The sequence below is a fragment of the Hungatella sp. SB206 genome (genome assembly GCF_051132295.1).
Lineage (GTDB): Bacteria > Bacillota > Clostridia > Lachnospirales > Lachnospiraceae > Hungatella > Hungatella effluvii.
In genome coordinates, this window is sequence record NZ_CP096603.1 from 5,455,311 (window position 1) to 5,468,889 (window position 13,579).

Consider the following 13,579-nt stretch of genomic DNA (forward strand, 5'->3'; position numbering starts at 1 on the left):
ATAGAAGGGCTGAGGATATGAGGACTAGGGATATGAGGACTGAGGATATGAGAAAAGATGATATAAGAACTGAAGATATAACAGCGGCATCTACCTGTCTGCTGCGTTTGCAGAATGTCATAAAAAAACGAAATGGCTGGAGGGTCTTGGATCACGCCTCCGTCACGGTCCGGGAGAACCGGATTATCGGAGTCGTGGGTGACAACGGAATCGGAAAGTCCACGCTTTTAAAATTGATGGCTGGTCTGCTCCGGCCGGATGGCGGGCAGATCATCCGCGAGGAAGCAACCCCTTCCTACATTCTTTCAGGGAGCCACTTTTACGAATGGATGACCGCGGACGACTGTGCAGGCTTCTATCGGGATTTTTATCCCGACTTTGATCGGGAACGCGCCCTGAAGCTGCTGGAGCAGTCGAAGATCGACCGCAGGACACGGCTCTGCCGCCTTTCCAGAGGAAACCAGGAAAGGCTCTGCATGATTCTGGGGCTGTGCAGGAAAAGCCGCCTCTATCTTTTCGACGAGCCATTTGATGGAATCGACCCGTATTTCAAGAAAGATATGAAGCGCTTCCTCCTGGAGAATATGGCAGACAACAGCTCCGTCGTCATGGCGACTCATCTGCTGAAGGATCTGGAGTCTCTGTTCGATGAGGTCATATTCCTCGCTGAAGGGCGTGTCTGGCAGATGGAAACGGAAGAAATAAGAACGAGGCACCGCAAATCCGTGGAACAGTATTATCTGGAGGAGATCAAACATGATTAGAGTATGGAAATCCATAAAATGGCAGCTTCAGGCAGTATTTCATGAGATATGGACAGCGGCGGCATTTTTCATCATTCTGAATGGGCTGCTTTTGATTCTCCCGCTTTCCGCCTGCCGTGTCATCGATAAAAAAGCGGGATTACTCGTCCTGCTCATCAGTATCTGTTACGCAGCTTCCCTGCTTTTGGGACTGTTTTACGGGATGAACCATATGCTGGAAAAACCGGACGTCCGGCAGAATGAGCTCTGGCGCCTGGCCGAGCCCAATCCGTGGCTGCGGATATTCTCGCGCCTGACCGCGGTCGCGGCGGTCATGGCGTTTTCCTTTTTCAATGGGCAGGCCGGCACCATCCTGATGCAGAAATTCGCGGACGCAAATCATTCCTATTTCAGAATGCAGATGAAGGATGATATTCCCGGCGCTTTCCTGCAATTCGCGCTGCTGCTTCCGCTCCTTTATCTCTTTTTGACACTGTTTTCCAGCAGGAGGCAGAATGGCCACGGAAAAGCCCTTACGCTGATCGCCGCACTGTTCATCGGCCAGATGGTAAGCGATGCGTTAAAGAGCCTCCCCGTCATAGCCGGTGTCCCGGCAGGAATTGCGCTTCTTTTCTTCCTGCTCTGGCAGTCCGGTAAGCTGGAGGAGGAGAGAGATGTGCCATAATACCGTATCCTCAAAGCGCCCTGTTATTCTTCCGATACTCCTTCGGCGACATCTGGTACCGCACCTTAAAAATCCGGTAGAAATAACTGGTATTGTCATATCCCACCGCCAGAGCCACATCCGCCACTGCCAGTCTCGTATTTAAAAGCAGGAACGCGGCCTGGTTCAGCCGTTTGATCTGCAAAAGTTCCTTGTACGTCCTTCCGGTCAGCCGTTTCACCATCCGGCTCAGCCAGTAGATATCATATCCCAGCATGGAGGACAGCTCCGTCAGTTCTCCGTCCCGGTAGTTCTCGTCGATATATCCCAGCACCTGGAAGATCAGCCTCTGATCGAAGCCCTCCCGGGTGTGGCTGATCTTATCTGTATAGTGCATCAGCTGAAGAAACAGGAGCCCCATGGTGACCTGGTTGATGCTCCGCTTATTAGGCTGGTCATTGAGCAGTGTCCAGACCATGTTTTCCACCAGATTCTGTACCGGGAGCACATCTGCCACCTTGAAATGCAGAAAGCTGGCGTACCGGGTGTCATTGCACAAGCAGCCCACCAGGAAATCCCGCAGCAGATTTTCCTCCTCCCCCATCATCTCAAAGGCGGTATCAAAAAACTCCGGCAAAATGATGAAGTTTACAGCGACATCGCCCTCTCCGGCAGGCAGAATCTCCTGGGTGGCATGCTGGTTTAAAAAGAGCAGCTCGCCGGTCCTTAAGATAACCGTCTCCTCGTCGATCATGTGGGTCGTCTCCCCCTTGCACATATAGATCACTTCAATGTAGTTGTGTTTGTGTTTCGGGAAGTGAACGAACCGGGTATGAGGCCGGATTCGGATCAGCTTGCCGTGCTCCAGCATCTTCCCGCTGTCAATATGGAAAGCCTCCCTCACCTCCGTTCGGCGGGATGTAATAAGCTCATCGCCCTTTGTGTACCTTGTCCTGTCAATCTCTGTGCGCCCGTTTAAGATTTCCCGCTCTTCTTCCGTGATCACACTGAGACGTTCCAGCATTTCCTGATTCACTGCACCGCCCCTCTCTTCTCTTCCGCTACTCTCCCCACTCAATCATATTCTTCCAGCGCACTTCCTCCATGGCATCGGCCTCCACCACATAGGCGTGGACATCGTCCGTATCGGCCATCAGCCGAAAGACAGGCGTTCCATCATCGGATGTATCGGAAATCCACCTTGCGTCCGGAACAATCACCCCATTTTCCACTGTCATGGTCCACGAAGTCGATTCCCCATCCCCGTTGACGCTGGTATAGGAGATCTCTCCCTCCATCAGGTCGTCTGCAAAGTTTCCTTTCTTCACCGTTTTTTTCGCCCCGTCTCCGGTCACGCCTTCATAGTAATCGTATCCGCACTCTCCGGCGCCGTCCATGACACCATCCGTCCACGTGCCGACGGAATAATCGTAGCGGACTCCCTCATCCAGCGTAATCGCCTGAAGGGCCACACACTGGCCAGACGGCTTACCGTCCTTAAAATCGCCGTAGAAGATGGTTCCCGCACGCTGAAACACGAGGCCGTGGCCATCCGCCTCGTCCTTCATCACACCGCCGGTATGCGGATCAGCCCCCTGGGCGTCGACCGGCGAGGAATACAGACACGTCTCATCCGCCAGCTTTCCAAAAAACAAATCCTGAAATGCCGTATCATTCTCGTTCAGTACTCTCGCCGCGCCCTCCAAATCATTGGCGTGCATCTTCCCCTCCAGCAGATTTAAAAGCTGCTCCTCTGTATAAGTGAGCGAAATCTCGTGAACCGCAGTCTCTTCCATCTTCGATTCCTCGATGGATTCCTGTACCTCTTTGCTGGCAATCTCACTTTCGACCTGATGGATGGATTCCTCCATGCTGGCCTTTAAGTAACCGGATATCCGGACATTTCCAAGAATGCTTAAAACAAGCAGCAACACCGCAATTACGGCGGCAACTCCGGCGGTCCTTAGCGGAAGGTCCCTATTATTCTTCATATATTACTCCTCCTGTTCTCCATCTGATGACCAGGCTGTCTTAAGCAGCCGGATTCCCTCTTTAATCGCATCTTCACTGAGCATCGCATACCCCAGGATTACAGTAGGCACCACCACGGCCTTCCCCTCCCTGATCAGATAGGAAGACAGGCCGTAGACCTTTACCCCCGCCTGTTTCGCAGACTCTACCAGCCACTCCTCCGTCCTGTTTTTCTTATCCGTCAGAAGCAGATGGAGGCCTGCATACTCTCCTTTTATCGTAAATTGTTTTTCAAATGGCTTCAGCGCCCCAATCAGCGTATCGTGCTTCGCCTTGTACACGGCCCGCATCCGGTTTAAATGGCGCTCATAATAACCGCCCATCATAAACTGGTACAGGATATTCTGGTCGATTCTCGAAACCGTGGATGTATAAAAATTCACCCGCTCCCGGTAGACCGCCAGCAACGGTTTCGGCAGCACCAAATAGCTGACACGGATAGCCGGCGCTACGGACTTTGAAAATGTTCCGCTGTAAATAACCCGTTCCCTTCCATCCATTCCCTGCAGGGCCGGAATCGGTTTTCCCTTATAGCGGAACTCACTGTCGTAATCATCCTCAATCAGATAACGTCCCTCTTTTTTGCAGGCCCAGGAGAGCAGCTCCTGCCGCCGTTTTACCGGCATCACGATTCCGGTCGGATACTGGTGAGACGGCATCACATAGGCGATATCCGCCCCGCTTCTCTCGAGCAGGGAAGTCTCCAGACCGGAGCCATCCATCTCCACGGGCACTACCGGATATCCCAGGCTCTTAAAGACGCGGTACGCCTGCTTGTATGTGGGATTTTCCATGGCTATGGTGTGATCCGGCCCCAAAATACGTGAAAGCAGCATCAATAAGTATTCCGTTCCTGCACCGACGACGATCTGCTCCGCAGTGCAGTTCACGCCTCTGGCCGAATGGAGATAGCTCCGGATCGCCTCACGGAAAGCCGGCTCCCCCTGGGGATCTCCGGTCGCAAACATCTCCTTGTTGTCGTCCACCAGCGTAGTCTTCGTGATCTTTCTCCATGTATTAAAGGGAAAACTGTCCAGATCGACTCCGCGCGGTGAGAAATCCACCTTGTATTCCGCCTCTCCGGCCGCCGGGCGACTGTCCCCCGGTACTTCCCACGGATACGTGCCGAAAAATGGACTTTCTCCCCCGTTCTCCTGCCCCGTGATCACCAGCTCCTCGATGCGCGACACAAAGTATCCTTTGCACGGTACCGATTCGATATACCCTTCCGACAGCAGCTGCTCATAGGCCATCTGCGTCGTGCTCCTGCTGACCTTTAAATGCTCCGCCAGAAGGCGGGTCGAGGGAATACGGGCGGAGGACTTTAAATTCCCCTTCTTAATCTCTTCTCTGATATATTCGTATATCTGTTCATAATAAGGCATCTCTGAATGGCTGTCCAGAGGGATCATCAGTTCCACATCTCCGCCTCCTTAAGACTGGTGTGCGGACACTAGTGCTCCATCCAGCCAGTAATCATAATTCCAGTGCTGAATATTTTGTCAGTCTGCAAGGCGGAGGAAGGAAGCGGAGTGGTTCCTCCGCTGACCGACGACAACGCGGCAGATGGCAAAATAGGCAGTGCTGGAACTATGATTACTGGCTGGATGGAGTACTAGTACAGCGTTGCATAAGTTCCGGTGAATTCTGCACTAGGATCAAACACACCCCAGCGTACTGGTAAAGCATATCGAGGTAAAAAAAGTGCCGCAGGATCAGGTTCTTCCAGCCCGTCACCGCAGTACGGTCCGGCCAGGTCAAACATCATATCCCCCGCGGCATCTCTAATTGCCTGTTTATCAAAATGGTACAAAACGGCGAAACCTTTTTATTTCGCAATCTTAAAAGAACTCTTTAAGGACACGATCCGGTTAAATACCAGATGCTCCGGAGTGCTGTCCTTGCAGTCGGCACAGAAAAAGCCATTTCTCACAAACTGGTAGCTGTCGTACGGCTTCGCCTCGGCCAGCGCCGGTTCCACATAGCAGTTCTTTATAATGGTAAGAGAATTCGGATTCAGATTCAGACTTCCGTCCTCATTTAACTTGCCTTTTTCCTCATCCACGATGTTCTCATAGAGACGGCACTCTACTGTAACGGCAGTCCTAGCGGCTACCCAGTGAATGGTTCCCTTTACCTTTCTGGCTGTGAATCCGGAACCGCTCTTCGTCTCCGGGTCGTACGTACAGTGAACCACGGTTACATTACCGTTCTCATCCTTCTCGCATCCGGTACAGGTCACGAAATAGGCGTTCATCAGACGGACCTCGTTGCCCGGGAACAGACGGAAATACTTCTTAACCGGCTCTTCCATGAAATCTTCCCGCTCGATGTAGAGTTCTTTTCCAAAGGGCAGTTTTCTCTCTCCCAGCTCCGGATTCTCTAAATTGTTAGGAGCGTCCAGATATTCTATCGTGTCTTCCGGATAGTTATCGATTACCAGCTTCACCGGATCTAAAATAGCCATCATTCTCGGCTTCTTCAGCTTTAAGTCCTCGCGGATACAGTATTCCAGCATGGCGTAATCCACGGAGCTGTTCGCCTTGGACACACCTACCAGATCCACAAACATGCGGATGGCTTCCGGTGTATAGCCTCTTCTTCTCAGAGCGGCGATGGATACGAGACGCGGGTCATCCCAGCCGTCCACAATCCTGTCTTCCACCAGCTTCTTGATATAGCGCTTGCCGGTAACCACATTCGTCAAGTACAGCTTGGCAAACTCAATCTGGCGGGGCGGGTTCTCAAATTCACATTCTCTCACTACCCAGTCATACAGCGGTCTGTGATCCTCAAATTCCAGCGTACAGATCGAATGTGTGATGTGCTCCACCGCATCCTCGATCGGATGGGCAAAATCATACATCGGATAGATGCACCACTTATCGCCTGTGTTGTGATGGCTCATACGGGCCACCCGGTAGATAACCGGATCACGCATGTTGATATTCGGGGAAGCCATATCGATCTTGGCGCGGAGCACCTTCTCTCCGTCCTGATACTTTCCTTCCTTCATCTCCTCAAAGAGCTTTAAGTTCTCTTCAATGCTCCGGTTCCGGTAAGGGCTTTCCTTACCCGGTGTTTTAAAATCGCCGCGGTATTCCCGAATCTCATCTGCGGTTAAATCACAGACAAATGCTTTGCCCTTCTTGATTAAGAAGACCGCACACTCATACATCTGCTCGAAGTAATTGGAGGCAAAAAACAGCCTGTCCTCAAAATCAGCGCCCAGCCACTTCACATCCTCAATAATGGACTCCACGAATTCCGTCTTCTCTTTCGTCGGATTCGTATCATCAAAACGAAGGTTAAACTGTCCGCCATACTTTTTAGCCAGTCCGTAGTTTAAAAGAATGGACTTTGCATGTCCGATATGCAGATATCCGTTTGGTTCCGGTGGAAATCTGGTCTGAACATGATTATAAACGCCCTCTGCCAGATCCTTATCTATCTCCTGCTCAATAAAGTTTTTAGAAACAACTTCTTCTTTTTCCGCAGTTTCTAATACTTCTCTGTTTTCTTCCATCTTGTTTCCTCCATATAAATAGTCCCAATAATATGGTATCATATCATATTTGGGAGAAATAGGAAAGGGGGAATGAGAATTTTGTGGGGGTACGCCCCAGTGATTGCGGAGAGGGCGAGGAGGCCGGGGAGGAGGCGCGTACAGCTTCTTGTTTCCTCGGTGGCAGGAACTAAAGCGGGAAGACAGGAAAAATGGGCGGATCGGGCAAACTACGGAAGAAATCCTGAAGGATTTTTCCTCCGTGTGCCCTCGAAAGTCGGCTTGGAGGCCAACTTTCGCCACCCATTTTTCCTGCCTTCCCGCTTAAGTTCCTGCGAACCTCGGAAAAGGAAGCTGTACGCGCCTCCTCCCCGGCCGCCTCGCCCTCTCCGCAATCACTGGGGCTGTGTACTGGCTTTATATGGGAGAAAGGCTGCAGCGTGTTCTACTGCCTCTAATCAATAGCGGGCGGCAGCGTCCCATTCTGATTTGCGGGAGTCGTATTGGTCGTTTAACCAGTTTACGACGGATTCTCTGCCTTCTTCGGTAAAGGGGAAGGTGTTCTTTACCTTGTTCTCGTCCGGGGTTGCTTCGAAACAGTAGGGTTCCGGGTAGACGACTGCCTCGAACTGGTCTTCGGCTTTTACTACGCGGTAACGCATTCCCTTAAAGCTGCCTGTGTAGGCCTCTTTCTTGAAGAAGGCCATCGGCACAAATGTTTCCTTTTTTAATGCTCCCATACGTTAGATACCCCCGCTTTCTTCTTCATTTCGCAGATTATCGTAAATTCTGGAGACCAGGGAGATGATCGTATCCATCTCTTCATCGGAAATGCCTTCCATCATCTCTTCCTCCAGTCCCTCGAAGGTCTCTTTTACCTTTACCGCCATCTTCTTCCCAGCCTCTGTCAGGGAAATTAAGAAGGAACGACGGCACTGCGGATTGTCGTTTCTGATAATATATCCCATGGCTTCCAGACGGTCCAGCGCACGTGACAGCGTGGCCGGCTCGATACAGCACGCCTCTGCAAGCTCTTTCTGTGTGATTTTATCTTTGATGAACAGCTGGCTTAACACCCTGGGCTGTCCCGCGATCAGCCCCATATCGGTCCATACCGGATGGATCCGCCTCTTCCTGGCCATCTCGGTACGGAACATTAAGTCCCTGACCTCCTGCTTTCGGTCCATTTTCTCTGTTACCGCCTTTCTTATCGATCACAATCCAACGCCACTTATTATGCCTTTTTTCTCGCCGGATTTCAAGTGTTTTTCATTCCAGTTCAAACTGGCCCGTATAGAGCCGGTAATACCGTCCGCCCTGTTCCAACAGCTCCTCGTGGCTTCCGCGCTCCATGATCTGCCCGTGCTCCAGAACCATGATAGCCTTGGAATTACGCACCGTGGAAAGGCGGTGCGCGATGACGAACACCGTTCTGTCTTCCATCAGCGCGTCCATGCCCTTCTCAATCAGGTGCTCCGTCCTCGTGTCGATGGAGCTGGTTGCCTCATCCAGTACCAGCACAGGCGGAGAAGCCACCGCGGCCCGGGCGATAGCCAGAAGCTGCCTCTGGCCCTGGGACAGATTCGCGCCGTCACTTTCCAGAACCGTCTGGTACCCCTCGGGCAGACGCCGGATAAAGGAATGCGCATTGGCAATCTTCGCCGCATTGATCACGTCCTCCTCTGCAGCTTCCAGGTTTCCGTAGCGGATATTCTCCTCGATGGTCCCGGTAAATAAGTGGGTATCCTGGAGGACAAATCCCAGGGAGCGGCGCAGGTCCGCCTTCCGGATCTTTGTGATATCGATTCCGTCATAGGTGATCACGCCACCTGAAATCTCATAAAACCGGTTGATCAGATTGATAATGGTCGTCTTCCCGGCTCCCGTGGAACCCACAAATGCGATCTTCTGCCCCGGCTTGGCAAAGAGGCTGATGTCATCAAGAATCTTTTTCTTATAATTGTAGCCGAACACCACATGCTCAAAACGAACGTCGCCCGTCAAGGGGATAAGGGTGTTGTCTCTTCCTTCTTCGTCCGGCATCTTCCAGGCCCAGAGGCCGCTCTTCCGGCTGCATTCGCAGAGGCTGCCATCCGGCTTCTCCTCCACACGGCACAGCGTCACGGTTCCCTCATCCACCTCCGGCTCTTCGTCCATCATTTCAAAGATGCGCTCCGCGCCGGACAATGCGGCCAGGATGAAATTCACCTGCTGGGTGCATTGATTGATCGGCATGGCGCTCTGCCGGACATAGACCAGGTAGGAAGCCAGGCTTCCGATGTCCATGAGTCCTGCCAGTGCGAATAAACCGCCCACGCAGGCCGACACAGCATAGTTTAAATAGGAAATACTGACGACTACCGGCACCATCAGGCCGGAATACGCCATCGCATTGGTGGACGCCTGACGAAGCCGCTCATTTCTCCTGCAGAATTCTTCAAAATCCTTCTTCTCATGGTTGAAGACCTTCTCCACCTTCTGTCCTGCCACCATCTCCTCGATAAATCCGTTGATCTCGCCCAAATACTTCTGCTGTTCCATGAAATATTTCCGGCTCCGTTTCCCATTGAACCGGATAAACAGGAACATGAGCGCCATACAGCCCAGCACGATAAGCGACAGACGGAAGCTTAAGATCACGATCATCACCATGGTGCCGACCGTCGTGATAAAACTCTGGATCAGCAGTGTGAAGCTGTTGTTCAGCGCCTCGGCAATCGTATCCACATCGTTGGTGAAATGGCTCATCAGCTCTCCATGAGTATGGGCATCAAAATACGCCAGCGGCAGCGTCTGCGTGTGATTGAAAAGATCCTTTCGTATCTCCTTTACAATCTTCTGTGACGTTTTCACCATCAGCCGGTTATACCCCAGCGTGGCCGATGCTCCCACCGCATACAGGATCCCCATGAAGAGCAGTGCCTTCACAAGTCCCGGAATATCCTTCGGTATGATGTACTGGTTGATAATCGGCTTCAGCATATACGTACCGAATACGCTGGCAAGACTGCTGACAATCACCAGGATTCCCACGACAAACATGGAAAATTTATGTCTTCCCATATAGGAAATGAGCCGCAGCAGCGTCCTTTTCGTGTTCCTCGGTTTCTTGTAACCGATGTATTTCGCCATTATAAGCCCACCCCTTCCTGCTGAGAATAATAGATTTCCTGGTAAATGGGATCTTTCGCCAGCAGCTCCTCGTGACTGCCTGATGCGTGTACCTTTCCGTCGTCCATGATAATGATCTGATCTGCTCCCGAGACGGAGGTGATCCGCTGGGCTATGATGATCTTCGTCATGTCAGGAAGGCTCTCCTTAAGACCGCTCCTGATTCCCGCCTCAGTAGCCGTGTCCACGGCGCTGGTAGAATCGTCGAGAATCAGGATCTTCGGCCGCTTTAAGACAGCCCTTGCGATACAGAGACGCTGCTTCTGGCCTCCCGATAAGTTCACGCCGCCCTGATCGAGATACGTATCGTAACCCTCCGGGAAACGTTCCACGAACTCGGCCGCCCCTGCGATATCACACGCCCACGCGATTTCCTCTTTCGTGGCATCCTCTTTTCCCCATCGCAGATTATCTTCAATCGTCCCGGTAAACAGGGTGTTTTTCTGCAATACCACGGCTACCGCGTCCCGCAGATGCTCCAGCGGATACGCTTTCACCGGCTTTCCATCGATGAGTACTTCCCCCTCCGTGGCTTCATAAAGCCTCGGAATCAGCTGGACCAGCGTCGTCTTGGCCGAACCGGTGCCGCCGATAATCCCCACGGTCTGCCCCGGTTTGATGTCGAGACTGACATCGGACAGGACGTACTCCTTCGCATTCTTCTTATATTTAAATGACACGTGATCGAAGGTAATTCCGCCTTCTTCCACGGTAAGTGATTCTCTGCTCTCATCCTGAATCTCAATTTCCTCATCCAGGACTTCCAGAATACGTTTTCCGGAGGCCATGGACCGGGTCACCATCATGAAGACATTGGAGATCATCATCAGGGAATTGAGGACCTGAAGCACATAGCTTAAGAATCCGGTAAGTTCCCCTACCTGCATTCCTCCGATAAAAATCAGATTGCCGCCAAACCACAGAATGGACACGATGGTCGCATACATCACGTACTGCATGGCGGGCATGTTCATACATGCCAGGCCGAAGGCCTTCTCCGATACGGTCTGCAGTTCCGAGTTGACCGCGTCGAATTTCTCCATCTCGTGGCCTTCCCTGACATAGGCCTTGACCACGCGGACCGCCATTAAATTCTCCTGCACGATCCGGTTGACCAGGTCGATGCTCTTCTGCAGCCGGGAATACAGGGGCCTCACATGGCTGATGATAAGAAACAGGATAACCCCCAGAAGCGGAGCCGCCACCAGGAAAATCAGCGCCAGCCTGGCATTGATGGAAAATGACAGGCAGAGAGCCGTCACCATCATCACAGGTGCACGCACAATGGGCCGGAGGCCGGTAGTTACCGCGTTCTGAATCACCGTCACATCGCTGGTAAGCCTCGTAACGAGAGACGATGTGGTGAAATGATCTGTATTGGAAAAAGAGAAGCTCTGGATCTTCTGATATTCCGCCTTCCGAAGCTCCGCTCCCAGCCCCTGGCCGCACAGCGCCGCAAATCTGGAATACGCGGCGCCAAGCCCCAGCGCCATAAGCGCCAGTATGCACATCTCGATTCCCTTTGTAATAATATACCTTCTGTCTCCGTTTGCCACGCCGACGTCGATGATATCCGCCATAACGAGCGGAATCACCAGTTCGAACATGACCTCCAGCGCCACACAGGCACAGCTGAAAAGCCCGTATTTCCGGTAATCCTTCATGTAACCGTAGAATCTTCGAAACATGTCTGCCTCCATCTCTTCACTTGCAGTTTCAACTGTTGCAATCGCAACAATCCATCATATACTATACGGCTAATTTCTGCATTTGTCTACTGAAAGTCTGCCAAAATCATGAAAAATTCATTTACCTTCGATTCATTTTCTGCTACACTATATTACAGGGTTGCAATTACAGAATTACAATCACAGCATTACAAGTTATGTTATGAAAAGGAATACATCAGAGAAGGTCAAAGGAGGCACTTATGAAACAGGATATGATAGTCATTCTGGATTTGGGAAGTACAGATAATACAAGGCTGGCGCGGGAAATCCGTGCGGTCGGCGTCTACAGCGAAATTTATCCCCATGACATTACCGCGGAAGAGCTCAAAAAACTTCCCAATGTCAAGGGCGTGATCATAAACGGAGGACCTAACCATATCGTGGACGGCGTGCGGATCGACGTACTGCCGGAGATCTACGAGGCGGGTTATCCAGTCATGGCCGCCGGCCACGAACCGGCAGCCTGTGAGTACAGCGTAACCGAATGGCCAGAGGACGAAGAGACAAGAGTATCACTGGTAAGAGAATTTGTATTTGATACCTGCCATGCGCAGGCCAACTGGAACATGACGAATTTCATTGCCGACCAGGTAGAACTGATCCGCAGCCAGGTAGGCGATAAGAAGGTTCTTCTTGCACTCTCCGGCGGTGTGGACAGCTCCGTTGTAGCCGCCCTTTTAATCAAGGCCATCGGCAAACAGCTCACCTGCGTCCATGTCAATCACGGCCTGATGCGCAAGGGAGAGTCTGAGTCCGTTATCGACGTATTCAAGCATCAGCTTGACGCTAATTTAGTCTACGTGGACGCTGTCGATCGTTTCCTTGGCAAGCTGGCCGGTGTTGCCGATCCGGAGCAGAAAAGAAAGATTATCGGTGCGGAATTTATCCGCGTTTTCGAGGAAGAAGCCAGAAAACTGGAGGGAATCGAATTCCTGGCACAGGGAACGATCTATCCCGATATCGTGGAGAGCGGAACCAAGACGGCGAAGATGGTCAAATCCCATCACAACGTAGGCGGTCTCCCGGAAGATTTACAGTTCCAGCTGGTAGAACCGCTGCGTCAGCTGTTCAAGGATGAGGTCCGCGCCTGCGGCGTAGAACTGGGACTTCCAGCAGAGATGGTATACCGCCAGCCGTTCCCGGGTCCTGGTCTGGGTGTGCGCTGTCTCGGAGCCATCACAAAAGAACGTCTGGAAGCAGTCCGCGAATCCGACGCCATCCTGCGCGAAGAATTTGCCAATGCCGGACTGGACAAGACCGTATGGCAGTATTTCACCGTCGTGCCTGATTTCAAATCCGTCGGTGTCCGCGACAACGCCAGATGCTTCGATTATCCGGTCATCCTCCGCGCCGTCAACACCATCGACGCCATGAGCGCATCGATTGAACAGATCGACTACGCCGTGCTGTTAAAGATTACAGACAGGATCTTAAAAGAAGTGAAGAATGTAAACCGTGTGTGCTATGATCTGAGTCCGAAGCCTACGGCTACGATTGAGTGGGAGTAATGCCGGAGACGGCGCGCCCCGCAAGAATACCGTTTTTTTACCTGCCGCTTTGCCTCTTGACAATGGAATAATACTATTTGTGTCCGCCTGGTATTCAAGAGAATAATCGCAAAGGCACAAACAAAAAGGCGCCCTGCTGAACGACAAATTCAGCAGGGCGCCTTTTTGTTTGTCCTTACTTTGTTTTTCGCCATTGGATGGCAGTCCTGCACATTCAGCTATAATAC

At 51.9% G+C, this 13,579-nt stretch carries 11 protein-coding genes; 3 read left to right on the forward strand and 8 right to left on the reverse strand.

The features are described 5' to 3' along the window. Positions 1-47 precede the first annotated feature (47 nt). Positions 48-764: an ATP-binding cassette domain-containing protein gene (locus tag M1L66_RS24200; protein ID WP_207729255.1), complete on the forward strand. Its 717-nt coding sequence runs from the start codon at positions 48-50 to the stop codon at positions 762-764. Then, on the forward strand, positions 757-1,428 hold the full coding sequence (locus M1L66_RS24205) for a hypothetical protein (protein ID WP_187024714.1): 672 nt from the start codon (positions 757-759) through the stop codon (positions 1,426-1,428). The genes M1L66_RS24200 and M1L66_RS24205 overlap by 8 nt, the downstream gene beginning before the upstream one ends. Before the next feature lie 10 nt (positions 1,429-1,438). Here M1L66_RS24205 and M1L66_RS24210 read toward each other — a convergent pair whose 3' ends face one another. The 8 genes from M1L66_RS24210 to M1L66_RS24245 all read right to left on the reverse strand — a co-directional run bounded on the left by M1L66_RS24210 (position 1,439) and on the right by M1L66_RS24245 (position 11,802). Next, positions 1,439-2,443 (reverse strand): AraC family transcriptional regulator, encoded by a 1,005-nt coding sequence (locus tag M1L66_RS24210; protein WP_434694315.1) that lies wholly within the window; start codon positions 2,441-2,443, stop codon positions 1,439-1,441. A 25-nt stretch (positions 2,444-2,468) separates the two neighbouring features. Continuing rightward, positions 2,469-3,398 carry a hypothetical protein gene (locus tag M1L66_RS24215; RefSeq protein WP_187024715.1) on the reverse strand — a complete coding sequence of 310 codons (930 nt, stop codon included), beginning with the start codon at positions 3,396-3,398 and terminating at the stop codon, positions 2,469-2,471. Positions 3,399-3,401: 3 nt separating this feature from the next. Then, entirely contained in the window at positions 3,402-4,859 is a 1,458-nt protein-coding gene (locus tag M1L66_RS24220; RefSeq protein ID WP_187024716.1) for a PLP-dependent aminotransferase family protein, read from the reverse strand. A 407-nt stretch (positions 4,860-5,266) separates the two neighbouring features. Next, on the reverse strand, positions 5,267-6,964 hold the full coding sequence (locus M1L66_RS24225; protein WP_055653778.1) for a glutamine--tRNA ligase/YqeY domain fusion protein: 1,698 nt from the start codon (positions 6,962-6,964) through the stop codon (positions 5,267-5,269). 437 nt (positions 6,965-7,401) lie between these two features. After that, a complete protein-coding gene (locus M1L66_RS24230) occupies positions 7,402-7,683 on the reverse strand; it encodes a hypothetical protein (RefSeq protein ID WP_025529961.1) in 282 nt (93 codons plus the stop codon). 3 nt (positions 7,684-7,686) lie between these two features. Next, complete coding sequence (locus M1L66_RS24235; protein WP_002602621.1) at positions 7,687-8,130, reverse strand: MarR family winged helix-turn-helix transcriptional regulator; 444 nt, start codon at positions 8,128-8,130, stop codon at positions 7,687-7,689. Between the two features lie 82 nt (positions 8,131-8,212). Next, positions 8,213-10,075 carry an ABC transporter ATP-binding protein gene (locus M1L66_RS24240; protein ID WP_434688650.1) on the reverse strand — a complete coding sequence of 621 codons (1,863 nt, stop codon included), beginning with the start codon at positions 10,073-10,075 and terminating at the stop codon, positions 8,213-8,215. Continuing rightward, a complete protein-coding gene (locus M1L66_RS24245; RefSeq protein WP_187024719.1) occupies positions 10,075-11,802 on the reverse strand; it encodes an ABC transporter ATP-binding protein in 1,728 nt (575 codons plus the stop codon). Before M1L66_RS24245 ends, M1L66_RS24240 begins: the two co-directional genes overlap by 1 nt. A 242-nt stretch (positions 11,803-12,044) precedes the next feature. Here M1L66_RS24245 and guaA point away from each other — a divergent pair, with 242 nt between their 5' ends. Next, entirely contained in the window at positions 12,045-13,352 is a 1,308-nt protein-coding gene (gene guaA / locus M1L66_RS24250; RefSeq protein ID WP_434688651.1) for a glutamine-hydrolyzing GMP synthase, read from the forward strand. The last annotated feature ends 227 nt before the right edge of the window (positions 13,353-13,579 follow it).

Excerpts from the sequence above, each read along its gene's own strand:
- M1L66_RS24205 (WP_187024714.1), top strand. The coding sequence starts at position 757 with ATGATTAGAGTATGGAAATCCATAAAATGGCAGCTTCAGGCAGTATTT.
- M1L66_RS24245 (WP_187024719.1), bottom strand. The coding sequence starts at position 11,802 with ATGTTTCGAAGATTCTACGGTTACATGAAGGATTACCGGAAATACGGG.
- M1L66_RS24200 (WP_207729255.1), top strand. The coding sequence starts at position 48 with ATGAGAAAAGATGATATAAGAACTGAAGATATAACAGCGGCATCTACC.
- M1L66_RS24215 (WP_187024715.1), bottom strand. The coding sequence starts at position 3,398 with ATGAAGAATAATAGGGACCTTCCGCTAAGGACCGCCGGAGTTGCCGCC.
- M1L66_RS24225 (WP_055653778.1), bottom strand. The coding sequence starts at position 6,964 with ATGGAAGAAAACAGAGAAGTATTAGAAACTGCGGAAAAAGAAGAAGTT.
- M1L66_RS24240 (WP_434688650.1), bottom strand. The coding sequence starts at position 10,075 with ATGGCGAAATACATCGGTTACAAGAAACCGAGGAACACGAAAAGGACG.
- M1L66_RS24230 (WP_025529961.1), bottom strand. The coding sequence starts at position 7,683 with ATGGGAGCATTAAAAAAGGAAACATTTGTGCCGATGGCCTTCTTCAAG.
- M1L66_RS24235 (WP_002602621.1), bottom strand. The coding sequence starts at position 8,130 with ATGGACCGAAAGCAGGAGGTCAGGGACTTAATGTTCCGTACCGAGATG.
- guaA (WP_434688651.1), top strand. The coding sequence starts at position 12,045 with ATGAAACAGGATATGATAGTCATTCTGGATTTGGGAAGTACAGATAAT.